This is a genomic window from Pseudomonas sp. p106 (assembly GCF_003936645.1).
Taxonomy (GTDB): Bacteria; Pseudomonadota; Gammaproteobacteria; order Pseudomonadales; family Pseudomonadaceae; genus Aquipseudomonas; species Aquipseudomonas putida_E.
The window spans coordinates 101,095-123,905 of record NZ_RHQR01000004.1 but is presented as its reverse complement, the minus strand read 5'-3'; the positions used below and the strand labels follow the sequence as shown (position 1 = coordinate 123,905).

At 64.0% G+C, this 22,811-nt stretch carries 27 protein-coding genes; 11 read left to right on the top strand and 16 right to left on the bottom strand.

From position 1 onward, the window contains the following. The first annotated feature begins 73 nt into the window (after positions 1-73). Positions 74-1,945 carry a TonB-dependent receptor domain-containing protein gene (locus tag EGJ09_RS06840; protein WP_125923495.1) on the top strand — a complete coding sequence of 624 codons (1,872 nt, stop codon included), beginning with the start codon at positions 74-76 and terminating at the stop codon, positions 1,943-1,945. Here EGJ09_RS06840 and EGJ09_RS06835 read toward each other — a convergent pair. From EGJ09_RS06835 to nrdR, 12 genes are all read right to left on the bottom strand, one after another. Then, entirely contained in the window at positions 1,923-2,735 is an 813-nt protein-coding gene (locus tag EGJ09_RS06835; protein ID WP_125923494.1) for a cobalamin-binding protein, read from the bottom strand. The genes EGJ09_RS06840 and EGJ09_RS06835 overlap by 23 nt on opposite strands. Continuing rightward, positions 2,735-3,154: a hypothetical protein gene (locus EGJ09_RS06830; RefSeq protein ID WP_046785101.1), complete on the bottom strand. Its 420-nt coding sequence runs from the start codon at positions 3,152-3,154 to the stop codon at positions 2,735-2,737. The genes EGJ09_RS06835 and EGJ09_RS06830 overlap by 1 nt, the downstream gene beginning before the upstream one ends. Then, positions 3,151-3,768, bottom strand: coding sequence for a GTP cyclohydrolase II (gene ribA, locus EGJ09_RS06825; RefSeq protein WP_012312515.1), 618 nt, complete (start codon positions 3,766-3,768; stop codon positions 3,151-3,153). The genes EGJ09_RS06830 and ribA overlap by 4 nt, the downstream gene beginning before the upstream one ends. Before the next feature lie 134 nt (positions 3,769-3,902). Continuing rightward, entirely contained in the window at positions 3,903-4,646 is a 744-nt protein-coding gene (locus EGJ09_RS06820; RefSeq protein WP_125923493.1) for an ABC transporter substrate-binding protein, read from the bottom strand. A gap of 16 nt (positions 4,647-4,662) precedes the next feature. Then, positions 4,663-5,166 carry a phosphatidylglycerophosphatase A gene (locus tag EGJ09_RS06815; protein WP_046785099.1) on the bottom strand — a complete coding sequence of 168 codons (504 nt, stop codon included), beginning with the start codon at positions 5,164-5,166 and terminating at the stop codon, positions 4,663-4,665. After that, a complete protein-coding gene (gene thiL / locus EGJ09_RS06810) occupies positions 5,163-6,122 on the bottom strand; it encodes a thiamine-phosphate kinase (protein ID WP_046785098.1) in 960 nt (319 codons plus the stop codon). The genes EGJ09_RS06815 and thiL overlap by 4 nt, the downstream gene beginning before the upstream one ends. An 18-nt stretch (positions 6,123-6,140) precedes the next feature. Next, on the bottom strand, positions 6,141-6,641 hold the full coding sequence (gene nusB / locus EGJ09_RS06805; protein WP_012312511.1) for a transcription antitermination factor NusB: 501 nt from the start codon (positions 6,639-6,641) through the stop codon (positions 6,141-6,143). Beyond that, complete coding sequence (gene ribE, locus EGJ09_RS06800) at positions 6,638-7,114, bottom strand: 6,7-dimethyl-8-ribityllumazine synthase (RefSeq protein WP_043210219.1); 477 nt, start codon at positions 7,112-7,114, stop codon at positions 6,638-6,640. The genes nusB and ribE overlap by 4 nt, the downstream gene beginning before the upstream one ends. Before the next feature lie 91 nt (positions 7,115-7,205). Then, positions 7,206-8,297 (bottom strand): bifunctional 3,4-dihydroxy-2-butanone-4-phosphate synthase/GTP cyclohydrolase II, encoded by a 1,092-nt coding sequence (ribBA, locus tag EGJ09_RS06795; RefSeq protein WP_012312509.1) that lies wholly within the window; start codon positions 8,295-8,297, stop codon positions 7,206-7,208. 18 nt (positions 8,298-8,315) lie between these two features. Beyond that, positions 8,316-8,981 (bottom strand): riboflavin synthase, encoded by a 666-nt coding sequence (locus EGJ09_RS06790; RefSeq protein WP_046785096.1) that lies wholly within the window; start codon positions 8,979-8,981, stop codon positions 8,316-8,318. A 42-nt stretch (positions 8,982-9,023) separates the two neighbouring features. Beyond that, complete coding sequence (ribD, locus tag EGJ09_RS06785; RefSeq protein ID WP_125923492.1) at positions 9,024-10,154, bottom strand: bifunctional diaminohydroxyphosphoribosylaminopyrimidine deaminase/5-amino-6-(5-phosphoribosylamino)uracil reductase RibD; 1,131 nt, start codon at positions 10,152-10,154, stop codon at positions 9,024-9,026. A gap of 2 nt (positions 10,155-10,156) precedes the next feature. Continuing rightward, positions 10,157-10,621 carry a transcriptional regulator NrdR gene (gene nrdR, locus EGJ09_RS06780; RefSeq protein ID WP_008092351.1) on the bottom strand — a complete coding sequence of 155 codons (465 nt, stop codon included), beginning with the start codon at positions 10,619-10,621 and terminating at the stop codon, positions 10,157-10,159. A gap of 106 nt (positions 10,622-10,727) precedes the next feature. On the opposite strand from nrdR, the gene EGJ09_RS06775 reads away from it, so the two are divergent. From EGJ09_RS06775 to trxA, 3 genes are read left to right on the top strand one after another with little or no spacing between them, the layout of a single operon-like run. Continuing rightward, positions 10,728-11,180, top strand: a complete 453-nt coding sequence (locus EGJ09_RS06775; RefSeq protein WP_125923491.1) for a YbaY family lipoprotein — start codon at positions 10,728-10,730, stop codon at positions 11,178-11,180. Then, positions 11,181-11,840 carry a methyltransferase gene (locus EGJ09_RS06770; protein ID WP_046785094.1) on the top strand — a complete coding sequence of 220 codons (660 nt, stop codon included), beginning with the start codon at positions 11,181-11,183 and terminating at the stop codon, positions 11,838-11,840. Positions 11,841-11,871: 31 nt separating this feature from the next. Next, the gene (gene trxA / locus EGJ09_RS06765) at positions 11,872-12,744 is read left to right on the top strand and encodes a thioredoxin (protein ID WP_046785093.1); all 873 of its coding nucleotides are present in this window, start codon (positions 11,872-11,874) and stop codon (positions 12,742-12,744) included. Between the two features lie 57 nt (positions 12,745-12,801). On the opposite strand, the gene EGJ09_RS06760 is transcribed toward trxA, so the two are convergent. Continuing rightward, entirely contained in the window at positions 12,802-13,146 is a 345-nt protein-coding gene (locus EGJ09_RS06760) for a hypothetical protein (RefSeq protein ID WP_115273465.1), read from the bottom strand. A gap of 133 nt (positions 13,147-13,279) precedes the next feature. Between EGJ09_RS06760 and EGJ09_RS06755 the strand changes: the two genes are divergently transcribed. From EGJ09_RS06755 to EGJ09_RS06735, 5 genes are all read left to right on the top strand, one after another. Continuing rightward, positions 13,280-13,846 (top strand): DUF2796 domain-containing protein, encoded by a 567-nt coding sequence (locus EGJ09_RS06755; RefSeq protein ID WP_125923490.1) that lies wholly within the window; start codon positions 13,280-13,282, stop codon positions 13,844-13,846. Continuing rightward, on the top strand, positions 13,847-14,557 hold the full coding sequence (locus tag EGJ09_RS06750; protein ID WP_046785090.1) for an ABC transporter ATP-binding protein: 711 nt from the start codon (positions 13,847-13,849) through the stop codon (positions 14,555-14,557). Beyond that, the gene (locus tag EGJ09_RS06745) at positions 14,557-15,822 is read left to right on the top strand and encodes an ABC transporter permease (protein ID WP_125923489.1); all 1,266 of its coding nucleotides are present in this window, start codon (positions 14,557-14,559) and stop codon (positions 15,820-15,822) included. Before EGJ09_RS06750 ends, EGJ09_RS06745 begins: the two co-directional genes overlap by 1 nt. 9 nt (positions 15,823-15,831) lie before the next feature. Beyond that, complete coding sequence (locus tag EGJ09_RS06740) at positions 15,832-16,347, top strand: DUF3299 domain-containing protein (protein ID WP_046785088.1); 516 nt, start codon at positions 15,832-15,834, stop codon at positions 16,345-16,347. A gap of 109 nt (positions 16,348-16,456) precedes the next feature. Beyond that, positions 16,457-17,140 (top strand): OmpW family protein, encoded by a 684-nt coding sequence (locus EGJ09_RS06735; RefSeq protein ID WP_012312498.1) that lies wholly within the window; start codon positions 16,457-16,459, stop codon positions 17,138-17,140. A gap of 156 nt (positions 17,141-17,296) precedes the next feature. Here EGJ09_RS06735 and EGJ09_RS06730 read toward each other — a convergent pair whose 3' ends face one another. From EGJ09_RS06730 to EGJ09_RS06720, 3 genes are all read right to left on the bottom strand, one after another. Further along, entirely contained in the window at positions 17,297-18,229 is a 933-nt protein-coding gene (locus EGJ09_RS06730; RefSeq protein WP_125923488.1) for an NAD-dependent epimerase/dehydratase family protein, read from the bottom strand. Beyond that, positions 18,222-19,106 (bottom strand): sugar nucleotide-binding protein, encoded by an 885-nt coding sequence (locus tag EGJ09_RS06725; protein ID WP_046785086.1) that lies wholly within the window; start codon positions 19,104-19,106, stop codon positions 18,222-18,224. The genes EGJ09_RS06730 and EGJ09_RS06725 overlap by 8 nt, the downstream gene beginning before the upstream one ends. A 212-nt stretch (positions 19,107-19,318) precedes the next feature. Further along, positions 19,319-20,128, bottom strand: a complete 810-nt coding sequence (locus EGJ09_RS06720; protein WP_046785085.1) for a helix-turn-helix transcriptional regulator — start codon at positions 20,126-20,128, stop codon at positions 19,319-19,321. A gap of 178 nt (positions 20,129-20,306) precedes the next feature. On the opposite strand from EGJ09_RS06720, the gene EGJ09_RS06715 reads away from it, so the two are divergent. Together EGJ09_RS06715 and EGJ09_RS06710 are read left to right on the top strand one after the other, a co-directional pair. Then, positions 20,307-21,749, top strand: a complete 1,443-nt coding sequence (locus EGJ09_RS06715) for a sodium:alanine symporter family protein (RefSeq protein WP_115273460.1) — start codon at positions 20,307-20,309, stop codon at positions 21,747-21,749. Positions 21,750-21,821: 72 nt separating this feature from the next. Next, complete coding sequence (locus EGJ09_RS06710; RefSeq protein WP_125923487.1) at positions 21,822-22,811, top strand: asparaginase; 990 nt, start codon at positions 21,822-21,824, stop codon at positions 22,809-22,811.

Genomic DNA, 22,811 nt, shown 5'->3' with positions numbered 1-22,811 from the left:
AGGACCGCGGAATCCTGTAGGAGCGGCCTTGTGTCGCGATCGAGGGCGTAGCCCTCGCAAACTGGTACTGCCCATGAAAACCTCAACCTTCGCCACCCTGCTCTGCCTGCCCCTGCCGCTTCTGGCCGCCGAACGCGACGACGCCCTGAAGCTCCCCGACGTGCTGATCAGCGCCAACCGCCAGGTCGAATCACGCACCGCCACCAGCGCCGCCAACACCGTTTTCACCCGCAACGACATCGACCGCCTGCAACCGACCAGCGTCACCGACCTGCTCGCCCGCGTGCCCGGCGTGCAAGTCGCGCCCACCGGTGGCCGCGGTAGCCTGCCGGGTATCTTCATCCGCGGCACCAAGGCCGCGCAGAGCCTGGTACTGGTCGACGGCGTGCGCATCGCCAACGCCACCTCGGGCGACAGCGGCCTGCAGTTTCTCGACGTCGACCAGATCGAGCGTGTCGAAGTGCTGCGCGGCTCACGCTCGGCGATCTACGGCAGCGATGCCATCGGCGGTGTCATTCAGATCTTCACCCGTCGCAGCAACGGCACGGGCCTTCAGCCGCGCCTGCGCATGGCGGCAGGCAGCAACCAGACCTGGCAACGCAGCCTGGGCCTGTCCGGAGGCGAGGGCGCGACCCGCTTCAACCTGGGCGCCAGCCTGGACGAAACAGCAGGCATCGACTCGACCGGCCCGTCCTTCGCCAGCGACGGCGATCATGATGCCAACCGCAACAAGTCGTTCAACCTGAGCCTGAGCCACACCTTTGGCGAACGTTTCGAAGCCGGCCTGAACCTGCTCGACAGCCGAGGGCGCAGCGAGTACGACAATCCGTTCGGTGGCTTCGACCCGGTCACCTTCGAAAGCTTCGGGCAAAAGCCCTACACCGACTTCAGCGTCAGCAGCCTGGGTACTTACTTCGATGCACAGCTCAATGACGTGTGGCATTCACGCCTGGAGCTGGGCCATAGCGAAAACCGCGACGACAAGCGCGACAAGCTCAGTGACGAACGCTCGGTGTTCAACACCTATCGCGACCAGGTCACTTGGCAGAACGACCTGGCCCTGAGCGAGCGGCAGAACCTGTTGATCGGCGGCGACTGGTACGAAGACCGCGTGCACGCCAGCACCGATTTCAGCGAAGACAGCCGCTGGAACCGCGCCGCTTTCATCCAGCATCGCTTGCGCGGCGAGCACGTCTCTACCGAACTGGGCGTGCGCCGCGACCAGAACCAGCAGTTTGGCGGCCAGACCACATGGAGCGGTAGCCTGACCGTGCCGCTGAATACGCACAACGATGTGCTGCTGTCCTACAGCGAAGGCTTTCGTGCGCCGACCTTCAACGACTTGTACTACCCGCAGTACAGCAACCCGCAGCTGGACCCGGAGCATTCCAGAAGTTACGAGCTGCAATGGCGCAGCCAGCTCAGCCGCGACAGCCGCCTGGAAACTTCGCTGTACCGTACTGACCTGCGCGATGCGATTATCTTTGGCCAGGACTCGATCCCGCGTAATGTGGCCTCGGCGCGTATCAACGGCGTGGAAATGGCACTGGAGCAACAGTGGGGCCAATGGCGCAGCCAGCTGGGCCTGGCGTTGATCGATCCGCGTGATCGTGACAGCGGCCACACCCTCGCCCGCCGCGCAAGGCGCACCTTGAGCCTGGACCTGGACCGTCAATTCGAGCGTTTTACGGTAGGAGGCAGCTGGCAGGCCGTCAGCGCCAGTTACGACGACGAGGCCAACCGCAACCGCCTCGGCGGCTATGGCTTGCTGGGCCTGCGCAGCAGTTGGGCAGCGACCGACGAGCTGAAGCTGGAACTAAAGCTGGATAACCTGCTGGACAAAGACTACAGCCGTGCGCTGTACAGCTACGATGGCGCCAGCTACGGCTACCGCGAAGAGGGCCGCACGGCCCTGTTCAGCGTCACCTGGACGCCGGCGCTTTAGATTCGAGCAGCGCACACAAGCGGGCGGTGGCTTCGATCATCTGCCCGCTGGGCCGCTCCAGGCCCTTGTCCGGCACCACCAGCAGACGATCACCGGCCACAGCGCCCAAATCTGGCCAGGCCTTCCAGCTTGCCAACTGCCCCTGGTCGCCAGCCAGAATCACCTGCGGATCGCGCATCAGCACTGATTCCACATTCACTTGCGGTGCCGGCTGGCTCAGGTCGGCAAAGATATTGCGCGCCCCACACACCGCCAAGGCATCACTCACCACCTGTCGTCCACCCAAGGTGTACAGCGGCCGGTCCCAGACCTGATAGAACACCCGTAGCGGCTGTTCACGCCGATAGTGCTGACGCAGTTGCCGCAACCGTTCACGCAGGCCTCCCACATACTGCCGCCCCTGCTCTGCCCGCCCTACACGCACGGCAATGGCCTCGATCTGTTCAAGCAGTTGCTCAAGGTCGTGGGGTTCTGCACTGTAGGTCGCGATACCCAGGCGCGTAAGCTGATCGCGCTGGGCCGGTGCCACGCTGCCGGGCCAGAGCAACAGCAGGTCAGGCCTGAGGCTGAGCAGGCGTTCCATGTCGAGTTGCCCCTGGCGCCCTACCGAAGGCAGGTTACGCAGCGCCGCTGGGCGCTCGCCGCCGTCGAGCACGCCCACCAGCAGGTCATCGGCCTGCAGCTCAAGCATGATTTCGCTCATTGAAGGCGCAAGGCTGACCACGCGCAGAGGCTCGCCAGCCTGGACGGTGCAGGCCAGCAGCGCCAGCAGGCAGAGCAGGCGGCGCATCACCCCAGCTGACGCGGGATGCGGTAGAGGTAAAGCACCACCACTGTGGATAACGCCAAGAGGATTTGCGGCACAGCTTCGAGCCCTACCAGCACCGACAGCGCGGCGACCCAGGCAGGGAAACAGGCGAACAGCATGGCCATGCGCCGCACCCGGGCCAACTCGATCCAGGCAGCCGGCTCTTCAGCCGTGCCAAGCAACTTGGAGGTGGCGATCAAAGCACGCTTGTAGGCGCCGAAACGCGGCAGGCTGAGGAACATGGTTGCCGCACCGGCGATGAACAGCGGCATCGCCAGCACCGGGATCAGCGCATCGCCACCGCCAAAGGCCCAGGCCATCACCGGCAGCGGTACCAGGCCAACCGCCAGGTATTGCCACCAGGCCAGCGCCAGGCGCCGCTTCACCTCGCTGCGGGTCACGCCTGGGGGACCTCACCCTGGTGTTCGTTACCCAGCATGTGGCCAAGCTTGTCGGCCTTGGTCGCCAGGTAGTAACGGTTGTGCGGGTTATGCCCGGTATGCAGCGGCACGCGCTCGGCAACCTTGATGTTCATGTCGGTCAGCGCCTTGACCTTGCGCGGGTTGTTGGTCATCAGGCGCAGCGATTTCACGCCCAGGTGCTCGAGCATCGGCAGGCAGATCGCGTAATCACGCTGGTCGGCAGCGAACCCCAGACGCTCGTTGGCCTCTACAGTGTCGGCACCACCATCCTGCAACTCATAGGCGCGGATCTTGTTCAGCAGGCCGATGCCACGGCCTTCCTGACGCAGGTAAAGCAGCACGCCGCGCCCTTCACGGGCAATGGCCTGCAGGGCGGCTTCCAGTTGCGAGCCGCAGTCGCAACGCTGGCTGAACAGGGCATCGCCAGTCAGGCACTCGGAGTGCAGGCGCCCCAACACCGGCTCACCGTCGGCGATGTCACCCAGGCTGAGCACCACGTGCTCACGGCCGGTGGCTTCGTCGAGGAAACCATGCATGGTGAAAGTCGCGAAGGGGGTCGGGAGTTTAGAGGCGGCAACAAAGACGACGGGCACGTTGTGCTCCTGGATAAGTAGGAAAATTCTCGTGAAGCGATTGTATCAGCAGGTCAGCGCCTGTGCGCTGGCTGAATACCGTGGGTTAAGATCGAAAAGTTCGATGTTCGGTTAGCCTGTGGCAGCCCATGGTGCTATTGAGGCTTGCTGTCGGCAGTAAAGGGATACGGCTGTTTCCAGTGCTGGAAGATAGGCTTCAACTCGCCGCTGCGTACCAGTTCAGCCATGCGTCTGTCGAACAGTTCACGCAGGGCCTTGCCGTGCTCGTTGCGGGCAAAGGCCAGGTACAACGGCAGTTCGGCGACATGGGTTCGACGAAACCGTTCTGGCTGAGAGGTTTGGCCAAGCACGTAGTCAACTTCGGTCAGCGCATCGATGTAGAAGTCCACGCGATCATGCTCAAGCATTGGCAGGATGCCTTCGCGGCGCTGGATCTCGCGCGACTCCGTTACGTTCGGCAGGTAGCTGCCGTAATCGTAGCCACGCACCCAGGCCAAGCGATACTGACCAACGGTCTCCAGGGTAGGCACCGGTTTGCTGGCAAGCCCCAGCGCATAGATGTGGTCCATGTCGAAGTGCCAACGCGGGTAGAGATTGTCGTCGTTCTCATCCTTGTAGGAACCGACCCAGGCATCGGCCTCGCCGCGTTTGACCAGCCCGACGGCACGGCTGTAAGGAGCACTCTTTGCCACCACCTTGACGCCGGCAGGCTCGAAGACCTTGCGCAAGACATCCCAGGCCACGCCGGTACCATCGGCATTGGTGTAGTCCAGCCACTCTTCACTGACCAGATGGACCTGTTTCGGTACGCCTTCGGCCGCCAGCGCCCCGTGGGCAAAGCTGAGCATCATTGCCAGCAGCACAGTCCGAATGGCCATCAAAGCGCTCCCTGTCTCAGCCTACCGCCCACACCAGAACCTGCATGCCCAGCCAGGCGAACACGCCGGCCAGGATATCGTCGAGCATGATGCCGACACCGCCGTGCACATGGCGATCGATCCAGCGAATCGGCCATGGCTTGAGGATGTCGAAGAAGCGGAACATCAGGAACCCCGCCAGAATCCACTGCCACCCTTGCGGCACAAGCCAAAGGGTGATCCACATGCCGACCATTTCATCCCAGACAATGCCTTCATGGTCGTGCACGCGCAAGTCATTGGCGACTTTACCGCACAGCCAGAAGCCGAACAGCATGGTGATGCCCAGCAGCAGCCAGTAACCCCAATCGGGCAGCATCTGCCACAGCGGGATGAACGGAATGGCCACCATCGAGCCCCAGGTGCCGGGTGCCTTGGGCAGCGTGCCCGAACCGAAGCCGAAAGCGATGAAGTGCCACGGGTTGCGCCAGACCGATGGCGGAACGAACTCCGCTGGCACCTGGTTGGGGTGGTCGGTCACGGTGTCTCCCTAAAGTGTTGATAGCCCCGCTGTACGGGGGTGATGTCCTGGCCTTGGGGGTCACGCAGGGTCACGCCCTGCCCTTGGAGCACTCGGCCGACGACATGTACGCCGGCGTCCGCCAGGGATGAAAGCGCCTCAGGCGGCAGGGTGAACGCCAATACGTAATCGTCGCCACCGGTGAGCGCCGCTTGCACCGCCGCGTCGCGGCCGAGAAAGGCCTCTAGTGCAGGAGACACTGGCACCTGCGCCAGGTTCACCTCAAGGGCGACCCCGGAGGCCTTGGCGATGTGCCCACAATCGGCAAGCAGGCCATCGGAAATGTCCAGCGCCGCCGTCGCCCGCCCGCGCAAGCGCCGGCCCAGGCCGAGTTGAGGCAGCGGCGACCAGTAGTGGGCCAGCAGGGGCTCGGCCTGCTCGGCAGGCGCTTCCCGCTCGCCCAGCACCAACGGTAACGCACCGGCTGCCTTGCCCAGCACGCCCCCCACACACAGCAGGTCACCCGGCCGGGCACCGCTGCGGCGCAGGGCCTGGCCAGCCGGGACGCTGCCCAAAACAGTGACGGTGATGCTCAAGGGGCCGCGAGTGGTGTCGCCACCAATCAGGCTCATGCGGCAACGCTGGGCCATGCGGCTGAGGCCGTCGGCGAAGGCGGCGAGCCAGTCGGGACCGACATCGGGCAGGGTGAGGGCAAGGGTGAAGCCGATGGCATTGGCGCCCATGGCTGCAAGGTCGCTGGCCGCCACGGCCAGTGAGCGCTGCCCCAGCAAGCGCGGGTCACAGACCGTCGGGAAGTGCACCCCGGCAACCAGGGTGTCGGTAGACACCGCCAACTGCTCGCCCGGGGCAAGCTCGAGCAAGGCGCAGTCGTCGCCAATGCCCAGCGCCACGCCCTCACCGCCCTGCGCACAGGGCGCGGCGGCGAAGTAATGGTTGATCAGCTCGAACTCACCCATGGCTCGACAGCGCCAGGATCAGCGCTTGTTCGCCTTGACTTCTGCTTCGCGCAGCGAAGGTGCCAGCTTGTCCAGCACGCCGTTGACGAACTTGTGGCCGTCAGTGGCGCCGAAGACCTTGGCCAGCTCTACGCCTTCGTTGATCACAACGCGATACGGTACATCGACACGCTTGATGAACTCCCAGGTGGACAGGCGCAATACGGCCAGTTCGACCGGGTCGAGCTCTTCCAGGGCGATGTCCATGCACGGTTTCAGCGCGCTGTCGATTTCGCTCTTGATGGCCGGAACCCCATGCAGGATTTCGCGGAAATAGGCGCCATCTACATCGGTAAAATCGTTATCGACCCGGAACTGCGCTTCGATCTCGTTCAGCGAATGCTGAGCCATGTGCCATTGGTACAGGGCCTGGGTCGCGAGCTTGCGGGCTTCGCGGCGCTTGGCGCTCTTCGATGGCTTGCCGGCATCCGCAGGTTTTGGATCGCGCGGGTTGAAACGATCGCTTTCGTCGCTAATCACTTGGCCTCCAACTGCGCCAGCAGGCTGACCATTTCCAGAGCGGACAGGGCAGCTTCAGCACCTTTGTTACCGGCCTTGGTGCCGGAACGCTCGATGGCTTGCTCGATGGAGTCGACGGTCAGGACACCGAAGGCCACCGGCACACCGAACTCCATGGACACCTGGGCCAGGCCCTTGGTGCATTCGCCCGCCACGTATTCGAAGTGCGGGGTACCGCCACGGATCACTGCGCCCAGGGCGACGATCGCGTCGTATTCACCTTGCTGGGCGACTTTCTGAGCCACCAGCGGGATTTCGAACGCGCCCGGGGCACGGATGATGGTGATGTCGCTTTCGCTGACACCGTGGCGTACCAGGGCATCAACGGCACCGCTCACCAGGCTTTCTACGACGAAGCTGTTGAAGCGGCCAACCACCAAAGCATAGCGACCTTTGGGGGCAATGAAGGTACCTTCGATGGTCTTCAGGGTCATTCCGATGTTCTCATCTTCAAGAGCGAGGCCGCGCTCTGGCGGCCTCGGGAGGGTTTGGACTCGAGCGTGAGGGCGCAAGCGCCGCCTCAAGTCACTCGGAGGGCACGTATTCTACAACTTCCAGATCGAATCCGGATATCGCATTGAATTTCATCGGCGAACTCATCAGGCGCATCTTGCGCACGCCAAGGTCACGCAGGATCTGCGAACCGGCACCCACAGTGCTGTAGGTGGTCGGTGCCTTGGTCGGTGCATCGCCTGCGCTTTCGCGGATATGTGCCAGCAGCACATCGCCATCCAGTGGGTGGCCCAGCAACAGCACCACGCCGCTGCCGGCCTCGGCAACCGCGGCCATGGCGGCGCGAAGGCTCCAGCGGCCAGGCTGCTTGACCAGCAGCAGGTCGCGCAGCGGGTCCATGTTGTGCACACGCACCAGGGTCGGTTCTTCGGCGCAGACCTTGCCCAAGGTCAGGGCCATGTGCACATCGCCTTCCACGGCGTCGCGGTAGGTGACCAGGTTGAACTCACCCAGCTCACTCTCGATCGGCTGCTCGGAAACGCGCTGCACGGTGCGTTCGTGGATCATGCGGTAGTGGATCAGGTCAGCGATGGTGCCGATTTTCAGGCCATGCTCGGCGGCGAACACTTCGAGCTCGGCGCGACGCGACATGGTGCCGTCATCGTTCATCACTTCACAGATCACGCCGCTCGGCTCGAAACCGGCCATGCGCGCCAGGTCGCAGGCGGCCTCAGTGTGGCCGGCGCGTGCCAGGGTACCGCCGGGCTGGGCCATCAGCGGGAAGATGTGGCCCGGGCTTACGATGTCTTCGGCCTTGGCATCCTTGGCGGCTGCGGCCTGCACGGTACGTGCGCGGTCGGCCGCCGAGATGCCGGTGGTAACACCTTCGGCCGCTTCGATCGACACGGTGAACTTGGTACCGAAGCCCGAACCGTTGCGCGGCGCCATCAGCGGCAGCTTGAGCGTTTCGCAACGTTCGCGGGTCATCGGCATGCAGATCAACCCACGGGCGTGCTTGGCCATGAAGTTGATGTGCTCAGGCAGGCAGCACTCGGCCGCCATGATGATGTCGCCTTCGTTTTCACGGTCTTCGTCATCCATCAGGATGACCATTTTGCCCTGGCGGATGTCTTCGACCAGTTCTTCGATGCTGTTGAGCGCCACGCGGCACCCCCTTCTCAATCAGGATTTCAAGAAGCCGTTGGCGGCCAGGAAGCTTTCGGTAATGCCACTGCCCTTGCTCGGTTCGCCAGCCTTGTCGCCCAGCAGCAGGCGCTCCAGGTAACGGGCCAGCAAATCGACCTCAAGGTTGACCCGACGCCCTGCGCGGTAGTCGGCCATGATGGTTTCGGACAGGGTGTGCGGGACAATGGTCAGCTCGAACTCGGCGCCATTGACCTCATTGACCGTCAGGCTGGTGCCGTCGACGGTGATCGAACCCTTGTGGGCAATGTACTTGGCCAGCTCCTTGGGTGCACGCACGCGGAACTGGATGGCGCGAGCGCTATCGCTGCGCGAGATGATTTCGCCGACACCGTCGACGTGGCCGCTGACCAGGTGGCCGCCCAAGCGGGTGGTCGGGGTCAGGGCCTTTTCCAGGTTGACCTTGCTGCCGCTCTTGAGGTCGATGAAAGCGGTGCGCTTGAGGGTCTCGACGCTGACGTCGGCCCAGAAGCCATCGCCCGGCAGTTCGACGGCGGTCAGGCACACGCCGTTGACGGCGATGCTGTCGCCGAGCTTGACGTCACCCAGGTCGAGCTTGCCGGTCTCGACGTAGACGCGCACGTCACCGCCCTTGGGGGTCAGGCTGCGGATGGTGCCGATGGATTCGATGATGCCGGTGAACATGGGGACTTCCTCAAAAACGGGTTGCGCAGGGCAAGCCCGGCATTATACGCCGGGCGCCGGCAGAGGGATGGCCGTGACCCGCCAGTCATCGCCCACTGCACGCATTTCGGTAATTTTCAGCCGTGGCGCTTCGCTCATCTTCGACAGCGGCCAGTCCAGCAACGGACGGGCCTGGGAGCCAAGGAAGGTGCCGGCGACAAACAGCTGGTACTCGTCGATCAGGCCCAATTGTGCAAAAGCGCCGACCAGGCCTGCGCCGGCTTCCAGCAGGATGTCGTTGACGCCACGCGCTGCAAGTGCCTGCATCAAGGCGAGCAGATCGACCTGGCCATTGCTGCCCGGCAGGCTGAGCAGCTCGTGGCCAGCCTGGGCGTACCGCGGGTCGCTCCCCATGGCGGTTACCACCAGGGCCGGGCCAGCCTGGAAGAACGGCGCGTCCAGTGGCAGGCGCAGGCGGCCATCGATCAGCACGCGCAGGGGGGTGCGGCTCAGCGCCAGCGCGGTGGTGTCGGGGTCCAGGCCCAGCTCGGCACCGCGCACGGTCATCCGTGCGTTGTCGGCCAATACGCTGGCGGCGCTGGTCAGTACCACGCTGGCACGGGCACGCAGGCGCTGCACCGCAGAGCGGGCGGCAGGGCCGGTGATCCATTGGCTTTCGCCGCTGGCCATGGCGGTGCGGCCATCCAGGCTCATGGCCAGCTTGGCCCGCACGAACGGCAAGCCATGCTCCATGCGCTTCAGGAAACCGGGGTTCAGGGCGCGGGCCTGGGCTTGGAGCACACCACTGGCGACTTCGATGCCTGCTTCGGCCAGGCGGCGCAGGCCCTGCCCGGCGACCTGCGGGTTGGGGTCCTGCATGGCTGCCACCACCCGCGCCACACCAGCCTGTACCAGCGCTTCGGCGCACGGTGGGGTGCGGCCTTGGTGGCTGCAAGGCTCGAGCGTCACGTAGGCACAGGCGCCGCGGGCACGCTCACCGGCCTGGCGCAGGGCATGCACTTCGGCATGTGGTTCACCGGCGCGCACATGCCAGCCCTCACCCACCACTTCGCCGTCACGGACGATCACACAACCCACGCGCGGGTTGGGGTGAGTGGTGTAGATACCCTTGCGGGCAAGCTCCAGGGCACGGGCCATGTAATGGGCGTCGAGGATCGCGGTCTGGCTCGGCATGCTCACTCTTTAGCCGGCTCGCGGGCCAGGCGGTCGATTTCTTCGCGGAATTCATCGAGGTCCTGGAAGCGGCGGTACACCGAAGCGAAACGGATGTAGGCCACTTCATCGAGCTTGCGCAGCTCGGCCATCACCAGCTCACCCACCACCAGCGACTTGACCTCGCGCTCACCCGTAGCGCGCAGCCGGCTCTTGATATGTGCCAGGGCCGCCTCGAGGCGTTCGACGCTGACCGGGCGCTTCTCCAGCGCCCGCTGCATGCCGGCACGCAGCTTTTCTTCGTCGAAAGGCTGGCGCGTGCCGTCCTGCTTGATCAGCCGGGGCAATACCAGCTCGGCGGTTTCGAAGGTGGTGAAACGCTCGCCGCAGGCTACGCATTCGCGACGGCGGCGCACTTGTTCGCCCTCGGCGACCAGGCGCGAGTCGATGACCTTGGTGTCGTTGGCACCGCAAAAGGGACAGTGCATGGTGGCAGGCAACAAAAAAAGGGAGGGCCATGGTAGCGCATCCCACTGGCAAGACAAGCCAAAGGGGTTAACATCCAGGGTAAATCTGCCCCTGAAGGACTACCCCATGCATTATCGAGCGCTCGTCGTGCTGGGCTGCGCCGCCCTGCTCGCCGCCTGTGGCAGCGATCGGCCGAAGAACGAGCCAGCCCCGGCACCTGCGCCCGCCAAGGTGGCGAAAAAGGCCGAACCGCTGGGCCCGCCGCCCGCCTATCAACGCGAACTGAGCGGTACCTTGCTGGAAATCCCCCGCGGTGCCGACGTGGAGCTGGCCTTGCTGGTCATCGACGAGCGCGACCGGCCGCAACAGCTTCTGGCCAGCAGCACCCTGACCGGGACCGGCCAGGCGCTGCCCTACCGCCTGCGCTTCAACCCGGAGGTCTTCCCGGCCGGGGCTCGGGTCGAACTGCGTGGCCGCGCCAGCCAGTCGGGCCAACTGATCATGCACCTGCCGCCCGTGCGCATCACCCAGGCCCAGACTCAAGCCACAGGCCCGCTGCGTTTCAAGAAGGCGCCTTAGGTGGCGCCGCTTGCCTTGCAACAGGCCCTCAGCGGCCTGATCGGCGAAGCGCGGCTGGTCGTCAGCGAACTGCCGGGGTGCGCGCTCAAACTCTGGTTGATCGACGATCAGAACATGGACCGCGCCTTCAGCAGCGAAGAAACCCGGCGCATTCTCGACGACCCACCGTACTGGAGCTTTTGCTGGGCCAGCGGCCTGGCCATGGCCCGCTACCTGGCCGAGCACCCTGAATGGGTGGCCGGCAAGCGCGTGCTGGACTTTGGCGCCGGCTCCGGTATCGCCGGCATTGCTGCAGCGCGCGCCGGGGCATTGGAAGTGGTGGCCTGCGATCTCGACCCGCTGGCACTCGATGCCAGCCGCGCCAATGCCGAGCTGAACGGGGTCGAGCTCAGTTACAGCAATGACTTCTTCGCCGAAGAAGACCGTTTCGACCTGATTCTGGTTGCCGATGTGCTGTACGACCGCGCCAATCTGCCGCTGCTCGATGCCTTCCTCGGCCGCGGTCGCCAGGCGCTGGTGGCAGACTCCCGAGTACGCGATTTCAGCCACCCGCTTTACCAGCAGTTGGGCGTGCTTGAAGCACTGACCCTGCCGGACCTGGCCGAGCCGCACGAATTCCGCCGGGTCAGCCTGTACCACGCCAGCCGCGAGCCTTTATAGTGGTGCCATTCACGGATTTGCGAGAGTCACGATGAGCCAGGAAACACCGTTTATCTTCGATGCCACCGATGCCAACTTCCAGCAACTGGTGATCGAAAACTCCTTCCACAAGCCGGTCCTCGTGGACTTCTGGGCAGAGTGGTGCGCGCCCTGCAAGGCGCTGATGCCACTGCTGGCGAAAATCACCGAGGGTTATCAGGGCGAGCTGCTGCTGGCCAAGATCAACTGCGACGTTGAGCAGCAAGTCGTTGCCCAGTTCGGCATTCGTAGCCTGCCCACGGTTGTGCTGTTCAAGGATGGCCAGCCGGTCGACGGCTTTGCCGGCGCGCAGCCGGAGTCGGCGATCCGCGCCATGCTCGAGCCTCATGTGCAGATGCCTGCCGCACCGGCCGCCTCGCCCCTGGAGCAAGCCAAAGGTTTGTTCGCCGAGAGCCGTTTCGCCGAGGCCGAGGCATTGCTGCAGGCCCTGCTGGGTGAAGACAACAGCAATGCCGAGGCGCTGATCCTGTATGCCCGCTGCCTGGCTGAGCGCGGCGAGCTGGGCGAAGCGCAGGTTGTGCTGGACGCGGTCAAGACCGATGAGCACAAGGCCGCCCTGGCCGGTGCCAAAGCGCAGCTGACCTTCCTGCGCCAGGCTGCCAGCCTGCCGGAAGTCGCCGACCTGAAAAGCCGCCTGGCGCAGAACCCGCAGGATGATGAAGCGGCTTACCAGCTGTGCATCCAGCAACTGGCGCGCCAGCAGTATGAAGCGGCGCTGGATGGGCTGCTTAAACTGTTCCAGCGTAACCGCGCCTATGAAAACGGCTTGCCGCAGAAGGCGATGCTGCAAGTGTTCGACCTGCTCGGTGGCGACCATCCGCTGGTGGCTGTCTACCGCCGCAGGCTGTCTTCGGCCATGTTCTGATTCGCCCAACATGCGAGGGCCATGCCCTCGCTCGTGGGGCAACACAGGCCTACAGCTTTACCCGATCCAGTGATACACCGGCGCATCCGCGCCACTTTCCACCTTCACCTCACTGCTGTGTCGCAACCGCACCAGCAGCCGCTTGCCCGCCGCCGTACTACCCGCCAGCCCTTCCAACCGGTCCAGCAATTCTGGCCCGTTCATCTGCCCCGCCTGACGCAGCACCTCCCGCGCAGCCGTCCACTGCCCGTCATCCTGGCGCGGCGCTGCCGCTATAGCCTGCGATACCGTTTCGGCCGCCACAGGCATTTCAAGCTGCCGCCCCAACTGCGCCCACTCTTCGGGCTCCAGCTCAATGCTCAGGTCCACCGGCCAGTCACCAATCTGTCCACGAATTCTCACGATGCATTCCTTCAGGCGCGTTCAATACCCTCATGCTACAACAACATGAAACCTTCACCACGCAGGCTGGCGGCACAGAGAAAAGTTGTTATAACATTACTAAATCTTTCCCGGTCCGCTTCTGGAGTCACCCATGCGTCGCCTGCTGCTCGCCCTGCCCTTCGCCCTGCTGCCCCTGGCCGTGGCTCATGCCCACGAAGACCATGATCACGCCCACGGCACGCTCGGGGCGCATGAGCACGGTGTGGCCAAGCTCAATGTGGTGCTCGACGGCAACACCCTTGAGCTGGAGCTGGACAGCCCGGCAATGAACCTGGTCGGCTTTGAACACAGCGCCAGCAGTGATGCCGACAAAGCCAAGGTCGCCGCCGTGCGCCAGCAGCTCGAGCAACCTCTGAAGCTGTTTGGCCTGGCAGCGGCTGCTGGCTGCCAGGAAGATGCTCAGGAGCTGGAGAGCCCACTGTTCGGTGATGCGGCAAAAGATGACGACGGTGATGAACATGAGCATGGCCACCAGCACAGCGACATCAGTGCGCACTATCAGCTCAAATGCTCCGCCCCGGAAAAACTCTCTCAGCTCGACCTCGCACCGCTGTTCAAGACCTTCCCCGCCACGCAGAAAATCAATGTGCAGTTGATCGGCCCGAACGGCCAGAAAGGCCTGGAAACCTCGCCTGCCAAGGCCGTGGTCGCGTTCTGAATGAGCCTGCCGTTGATCGCGCTGCAAGACCTAGTGTTCGCCTGGCCAGGGCAGCCGCCATTGCTGGATATCCCCGCGTTTCGCCTGGAAGCAGGCGAGGCCCTGTTCCTCAAGGGCCCCAGCGGCAGTGGCAAGACCACCTTGCTGGGCCTGCTGGGCGGGGTGAACGTGCCAGCCCAGGGCCGTATCCAGTTGCTCGGCCAGGATCTCGGCAGCCTTGGCCAGGGCGCCCGCGACCGCTTTCGGGTCGATCACACCGGTTATATCTTCCAGCAGTTCAACCTGCTGCCGTTCCTCTCGGTACGGGAAAACGTCGAACTGCCCTGCCGCTTTTCGCACAGCCGGGCCGACCGCGCCCGCCAACGCCACGGCAGTGTCGACCAAGCTGCCCGCGAGCTGCTTGCCCATCTGGGCCTGAACGACCCGGCACTGCTTGCCCGCCGCGCCGACAGCCTGTCGATCGGCCAGCAACAAAGGGTGGCCGCTGCCCGAGCATTGATCGGCCAACCCGAGCTGGTCATTGCCGACGAACCGACCTCGGCACTGGATGCCGACACCCGCGAGGCGTTCATCCGCCTGCTGTTCGATGAATGTCGCGCCGCCGGCTCCAGCCTGTTGTTCGTCAGCCATGACCAGAGCCTGGCACCGCTGTTCGACCGTCATCTGTCACTGGCCGAACTCAACCGCGCAGCCACGCCCCGGGAGGCCTGATGTACCTGCTTCGCCTTGCCCTGGCCAGCCTGGCCAATCGCCGTTTCACGGCGTTTCTCACCGCCTTCGCCATCGCCCTGTCGGTGTGCCTGCTGCTGGCCGTGGAACGTGTGCGCACCGAAGCACGCGCCAGTTTCGCCAGCACCATCAGCGGCACCGACCTGATCGTCGGCGCCCGCTCGGGTTCGGTAAACCTGCTGCTGTATTCGGTATTCCGTATCGGCAACGCCACCAACAATATCCGTTGGGACAGTTACCAGCATTACGCCCAGGACCCACGGGTGAAGTGGGCGATTCCCATCTCGCTCGGCGACTCGCACCGCGGCTACCGGGTGATGGGCACCACCGGTGAATACTTCAGCCATTACCAGTACGGTCGCCGGCAGCACCTGGAGCTGAGCCAAGGCCGTGAGTTCGCCAGCGACCCGTTCGAGGTGGTGCTGGGGGCCGAGGTGGCCGAGGCGCTGCACTACAAGCTTGGCGACAAGCTGGTGCTTGCCCATGGCGTGGCGGCAATCAGCCTGGTCAAACACGACGACAAGCCGTTCACCGTGGTCGGCGTGCTCAAACGCACCGGCACACCTGTCGACCGCACGCTGCACATCAGCCTGGCGGGCATGGAGGCGATCCATATCGACTGGCATAACGGCGTGCCTGCCCGTGGTGCCGGGCGCATCAGCGCCGAACAGGCTCGCAGCATGGACCTGCAGCCCGCCGCGATCACCGCGTTCATGCTGGGCCTGAACAGCAAGATCGCCACCTTCAGCCTGCAGCGCGAGATCAATGAATACCGCAGCGAGCCGCTGCTGGCGATCTTGCCCGGGGTAGCGCTGCAGGAGTTGTGGAGCCTGATGGGTACGGCCGAACAGGCGTTGTTCGTGGTCTCGCTGTTCGTCGTGTTGACCGGTTTGATCGGCATGCTCACGGCCATTCTCACCAGCCTCAACGAACGTCGCCGGGAAATGGCAATTCTGCGCTCGGTGGGGGCCCGGCCTTGGCACATTGCCGGGTTGCTGGTGCTTGAAGCACTGGCACTGGCAAGTGCCGGTATCGTTGCCGGGCTTGGCCTGCTGTATGCCGGCATCGCCCTCGCCCAAGGCTACGTTCAGGCCAACTACGGCCTGTACCTGCCGCTGGCCTGGCCCAGCACGCACGAGTGGACGCTGCTTGCTATCATCCTCGGCGCAGCGCTGCTGATGGGCAGCGTGCCGGCCTGGCGCGCTTACCGGCAGTCGCTGGCCGATGGGTTGTCGATTCACCTCTGAGAAAACGCCATGTTCCGCGCGCTGTTTTTATCCCTGCTGATGCTCGCCGCCCCCACCTGGGCGGCCGAACCCCGCGAACTCGACTGGCCTGCACTGATCCCGGAAGGCGCGCCGATCATCCCGCCGCAACTCGCCCCGCTACACGACATGTCGCAACTGAGCAGCGCCCTGTCCGCTGAGTCGGCCCCAGCGGCGCGCCAGCAAGCGCCCGATGCGCCGGTGGTCAAGGACCTGGACGGCCAGCAAATCAAACTTCCCGGCTATATCGTGCCACTGGAAGTCAGCGAAGAAGGTCGCACTACCGAGTTCCTGTTAGTGCCCTACTACGGCGCCTGTATCCATGTACCGCCACCGCCCTCCAACCAGATCGTGCATATCTTCAGCGAAATGGGCGTACGCGTCGAAGACCTGTACCAGCCCTACTGGATTGAAGGAAAGCTGCACGTCAGAGCCTCCAGCAGCGAACTGGCCGACGCCGGCTACCAGATGGAAGCCGAGAAAATATACGTTTATGAGCTGAAGTGAGAACTGTTTCTAATTCGTGAACGCAGTTCTTTGAGCTGGGTCAAACATTCGGTTTAGACGGCTCCGTACCATTGGACAACTTGATTACTCACGTCCTTTCGGAGCTTCCATGAACAAGTCCTTGCTCGGCGCCTCACTTGTGGCCCTTGCGCTCGCCGCCCCTGCCGCCCACGCCTACCAGGCGGGAGACATGATCCTGCGCGCAGGCGCGATCACCACCGCCCCGAACGAAAGCAGCGGCGACCTGAAGTTCGACGGCAACAAGGTGTCGGGCACCAAGGCGACCCTGGACAGCGACACCCAACTGGGCCTGACTTTCGCCTACATGCTCACCGACCACGTCGGCCTTGAACTGCTGGCGGCCACGCCGTTCCAGCACACCGTGGGCGTGAAGGGCCTGGGTGGCGGCCTGGACGGCAAGCTGGCCGACATCAAGCAACTGCCACCGACCCTGTCGCTGCAGTACTACCCGATGGCACCGAACTCGCGCTTCCAGCCGTACGCTGGCATCGGCATCAACTACACCCTGTTCTTCGACGAAGACCTGAGCAGCGCGCGCAAGCAACAGGGCTTCAGCAACCTCAAGCTGCAGGACTCGGTCGGTATCGCCGGGCAGTTGGGGATGGACTACATGCTCACCGACAACCTGTTGGTCAACGCTTCGGTCTGGTACGTCGATATCGACACCAAGGCCACCGTCGACGGCCCGAGCGCGCTGGGTTACAGCAAGACCAAGGTCAACGTGGAAGTCGACCCGTGGGTCTACATGGTCGGCCTTGGCTACAAGTTCTGACCACTGCGATGCAGGGCGGCCAAGGCCTGATGCCAGTCAGTTAGTCTCATTAGGGCTGCTACGCAGCCCATCGCCGGCAAGCCAGCTCCCACAAGGTGCGGAGTACATCAATCAGCGTGGCCGGCTTGCCGGCGATGGGCCGCAAAGCGGCCTAAGTCAGGCCTTGCCGAGCAAGCGCGCCAGCCCTTCGACCATCGAAGTCGGCTGCGGAAAATCGAATCGTGCCAGCAAACGCTGGTTATCCGCCCGCGAGTGGCGAATGTCACCCGAACGAGCCTCGCCATAACTGACAGGCGGCAAGCTGCCGACCACGGTTTCCAGCGCCTTGAGCAACTGGTTCAGCGAAGTCGCCTGGTTCAGGCCGATATTCACCGCGCCCTCTTCCACCTGCGGCTGCTCGAGCGCCTGCACCATCACCTGCACCAGGTCGCCCACATACAGGAAATCCCGAGTTTGCTCGCCGTCGCCGAACACCGTGATCGGCAACCCTTGGGTGGCCCGCTCACTGAAAATGCTGATCACCCCGGAATACGGGGACGAAGGGTCCTGGCGCGGCCCGAAGATGTTGAAGAAGCGAAACACCACCGGCTCCAGCCCATGCTGGCGGCGGTAGAAGTCCAGGTACTGCTCGCTGGCCAGCTTGTCCACCGCATAGGGGGTCAGCGGCGCCTTGGGCGTATCCTCGGCAATCGACTGGCCTTCGCCGTTATTCCCGTACACCGCCGCGCTGGAGGCGAACAATACCCGGCGCACACCCTGCAGGCGCATGGCCTCACAGACATTGAGGGTGCCGATGAAATTGCTCTGGTGGGTCTTTACCGGGTCTTCGACAGAAGCCTGCACCGAAGCCACCGCGGCCAAATGAACCACAGCGCTGCAACCTGCCGCGGCGCGCTGAACCAGTGCGGCATCGGCAACATCACCCTCCACCAGCTCAAGGCGCGGGTTGCCCAGTTGCAGGTTGTCGCGCTTGCCAGTGGAAAGGTCGTCCAGCACACGCACCGCGTAGCCTTTAGCCAGCAACGCATCGCACAGGTGGGAGCCAATGAAGCCGGCGCCGCCGGTGATCAGGATGGGGGCGTCAGCCATGGCGGTAGAAACGGTCCAGTAGAGGCGGCAGGCCGGCGCGCCAGGCACGCGGCTTGATGCCGAAGGTATGAAGGATTTTCTTGCAGGCCAGCACCGCGTTCTGCGGCTCTTCACTGGCATCCGGGCGGGCGGCATGCGCCTGCGCGGTCGGTGCCTGCACGGCCAGCTGGCGATGCTGCCCGGCCTCGGTGAGGATCGCCTGGCCCAGCGCCAGCGGCGTGGTCGCCTCGTTACCGGCGTAGTGGTAAGTGCCCCACAGCGGCGCGGTGCAATCGAGCTGCTTGAGCACCGACAGGATCACCCGCGCGGCATCGTCGACCGGCGTCGGGTTGCCGCGGCGGTCATCGGCCAGCAACAGCTCCTGCGGTTGCTCGGCGCGGGTCAGGAAGCGGCCCAGGGCACCGTCGATGCTCTCGTCCAGCAACCAGCCGAAGCGCAGCAGCACATGCTGCGGGCAGGCCGCACGCACGCTCTGTTCGATGCGCCACAAGGCCTGGCCACGCAGGCCCAACGGCACCGGCTCATCTTTTTCGCTATAGGCCGTGGCACGCGAACCATCGAACACCCGGTAGCTGGAAGGCTGCACCAAGGTGATCTGGTGATGCTGGCACAGCTCCGCCAAGCGCTCCACCGCCCGCTCCTGCTGAGCCAGGCGCGGCTCGCTGACCGACTCGGCCTGGAACCAGTCGAAGTAGTAAGCCAGGTTGACCAGCGCATCGGGGCGATGATCGTCAAGCAGCTGGGTCAGGCTTGCTGGCGTCCAGCCGTCTTCCGGCGGGCGCGGCGCCAGAAATGCGATGTCCTCCTCGGCCCCGAGACGAATCAGCGCTTGCCCGAGGGCATTGCCACCACCCAACAGCATCAGGCGCATACGCATAGAGTCAGCAGATCCGAACAGGTTGATGAGGGAAAGGGTTCATTTTGCGGTTTCCAGACGGGGAAGTCCAACCCTGAGGCTGACAGCACTACCGGGGTAAACGCTAAGGCCGGACCCGAGATCCGCCATCTCGCATTCAATAAACTGCAAGCCAGCTGGGCCTGTCCCGTGACATCGGACGCCAAGAGGCGATACCCATACAGACGCTCAATCTATTCGATTTCGAACAAGCCGTTACTGAGTGGCCCCACACTCAGCCGCTCACGCACGTCGTCATCGATTCGCGGATCGTCCGGCTGATACAGCTTCACCTGCCGGTAGGCGTTGATGCGGTTGATCTCCTCACCCAGGTACTCCCACACCACCCGGGTGCAGGCCGGGTTGCGCCGGTCGCCGCTGGAAACACCGGTCTTCAGGCCATTCAAGCGGGTGATGCGGCTCTTGAAGCTGGGGATGAGGATGGTCTGGCTCATCTCGTTCAGGGTCAGCGACTCGTAGTCGATGAGAAACATCCGGTCCTGCAGCTGGAACGCCGCGCCCAGGTAGCGGCAACGCACCTCGGCATGCAGGTCGGTGGCGCTAGAGCGCTCCTGACGCTCCTGGCGCTCGAACAGGAAGCGGCCGCGCTCCTCGCGCAGGTGCACCAGTGACACCAGGATCGTGCCGGGTACCGACATGCAGTTGGAGTACTCGAAGTAATAGCCGCAGTAGCGCGACAGGTTGCCGGCGTGCTCGTGCAGCGGGCGGAACAGCTCGCTGATCGGGTCGCTGGGCTGATCGGCCACGGCCGATACCCGGGCGCCGATCAGGCGGGCGAACTGCTCGGGAGGCAAATTCAGTTCGTAATCCTCGACACCGAAGAAATCACCGATGCGCTTGAGGTTGAACGCCGTCGGGCGGCTCTGCCCGCTCAGGTATTTGTTGAACTGCGCACGGTTGATCGACAGCTGGCGGCAAACTTCGGAGATAGAGCGGTAGTGGCTGCAGGCCAATTTGAGGTTGGTAGCGAAATGATCGCTCATGTTCTGAATCCAGGGTGACGCGAATGGCGCAAGTGTAGCATCAAGTCGCATCAATTCAGAGCAACCCGCGAAATTGTAACCACTCTTGTCATGGCCAACCATGCGCCCCAACGATAGCGGTGCGCCTGCCGTCCGCTGGTCTTTTCACGCGAAGAATAAGAATCGAGGTCATTTTCCAATGCTCGAAGCACTCAACGATTTCCTTTCGGGGAAGCTTCTCATCGTGCTGATCGTCGGTCTCGGCGGTTACTTCACCATCCGCTCGCGGTTCGTACAGTTCCGCCATTTCGCCCACATGTTCAGTGTGTTCAAGGAATCGCTGCGTGGCCAGGCAGGCCAGCTGAGCTCCTTCCAGGCCCTGATGCTGAGCCTGGCCGGCCGCGTTGGCGCCGGTAACATCGCCGGTGTCGGCATCGCCGTGACCCTGGGTGGCCCGGGGGCCGTGTTCTGGATGTGGGTCACCGCACTGGTGGGCATGGCCAGCAGCTTCTTCGAATGTACCTTGGCCCAGGTGTACAAGCGCGCCGATGGCGATGGCCTGTACCGTGGTGGCCCGGCCTACTACATCCTGCACGGCCTGAAGCTCAGGAGCATGGCCATCGTGTTCTCGATCCTGCTGCTGGTCACCTACGGCTTCGCCTTCATGGGCCTGCAGTCGTACACCGTGACACATTCGCTGCAGAACGCCTTCGGCTTCGACCCAAGCCACACCGGTATCGCCCTGGCGGTACTGCTGGCTATCGTGTTCCTGGGTGGCATCAAGCGTATCGCCGCAGTCTCCGACCTGCTGGTACCGGTCAAGACCCTGGCCTACATCGGCGTGACCCTGTACGTGATCGGCACCCAGATCGAACACGTACCGGCAATGCTGGAAACCATCTTCAAAAGCGCCTTCGGCCTGGACCCTGCATTCGCCGGCCTGCTCGGCAGCGCCATCGTCATGGGCGTGAAACGCGGCGTGTTCGCCAACGAAGCAGGCTTGGGCAGTGCGCCCAACGTCGCTGCCGTGGCTGCCGTGAAGCACCCGGGCGCGCAAGGCGTGGTCCAGGCTTTCAGCGTGTTCCTCGACACCTTCCTGATCTGCACCTGCACCGCACTGCTGATCCTGCTGTCTGGCTTCTATACCCCGGGCTTCGAAGGTGACGGTATCGTCCTGACCCAGAACTCGCTGGCTGCTGTGGTCGGTGACTGGGGCCGCCTGTTCGTCAGCGTCGCGCTGTCGCTGTTCGTCTTCACCTGCATCCTCTACAACTACTACCTGGGCGAGAACAGCCTGCAGTTCCTCAGCCGCAACCGCCTGGTACTGCTGGTGTTCCGTGGCCTGGTACTGGCGCTGGTGGTCTGGGGTTCGGTACAGGACCTGACCACCGTGTTCGCCTTCGCCGACATCACCATGACCTGCCTGGCCTTCGTCAACCTGGTCGCCTTGGCCTTGCTGTTCAAGGTCGGCCTGCGTGTGATGCGCGATTACGATGACCAGCGCAAAGCCGGCATCAAGCAGCCCGTGTTCGACTCGAGCAAGTTCGCCGACCTGGACCTGGACCGCAACGCCTGGCCGGCCAATCCGCAGGCCGAAACAGCCGTTGACAAAGCCGTCGGCGAAGTTCAGCCGCAGCGCTGATATCCTCGCCTGCCCAGCCGCCCCGTTCGCGGGCGGCTGCCTACTCTCAGCTCACCGCTACGGATGCTTTCCATGCGTGCAGTCACGAATCTTCTCGTCCTCTACACCGGCGGCACCATCGGCATGCTCGAAACCGCCGAAGGCCTGGCACCGGCCGGTGGCTTCGATGCGCGGATGCGCGAACACTTCGCCCAACTGGGCGATGCACCCCAGGTGCAGTGGACGCTGCAGGAAATGAACCCGCTGCTCGACAGTGCCAACATGCAGCAGCACAACTGGCTGGCAATGCGCGATGCCATCGTCTGTGCAGTGGACAATGACGGCCACGATGGCGTGCTGGTGCTGCATGGCACCGACACCCTCGCCCACAGTGCTGCGGCGTTGTCGTTCCTGCTGCTGGGCCTGCCGGTGCCAGTTCTGCTGACCGGGTCAATGTTGCCGGCCGGTGCACCGGGCAGTGATGCCTGGGACAACCTGTGCGGTGCCCTGCGCCAGTTCGAGCAAGGCCTTGAGGCTGGCGTGCAGCTGTACTTCCATGGCCAGCTGTTGCAGGGCTGCCGCGCCTCGAAGCTTCGCAGCGAAGCGTTCGACGCCTTCGCCGCGTTGCCGCGTCATCGTGAAGGCGAGCGGGCGAACGACGTACCTGCCACCTTGGGTTATCGCCAGCAGCGCCAACCGGTGAACATTGCCGTGATGCCGGTATTCCCCGGTTTGCAGGCCGAACACCTGCGTGCGGTGCTCGACACCGGGGTGCAAGGGCTACTGCTTGAATGTTACGGCAGCGGCACCGGGCCGTCGGATGACCAAGCCTTGCTCGACGTGCTGCGCTCGGCGCGCCAGCGTGGGGTGATGCTGGTTGCCATCAGCCAGTGCCCCGAGGGTTCGGTGGTGTTCGATACCTATGCGGCGGGCAACCGCCTGCGCGGTGCCGGGCTGGTCAGTGGCGGTGGCATGACCCGTGAGGCGGCGCTGGGCAAGATGTTTGCGCTGCTGGGCGCGGGGCTGGATGCAGATGCTGCAGAGCAGTGGTTTGCGCTGGACCTGTGCGGCGAGCGCGCTTGA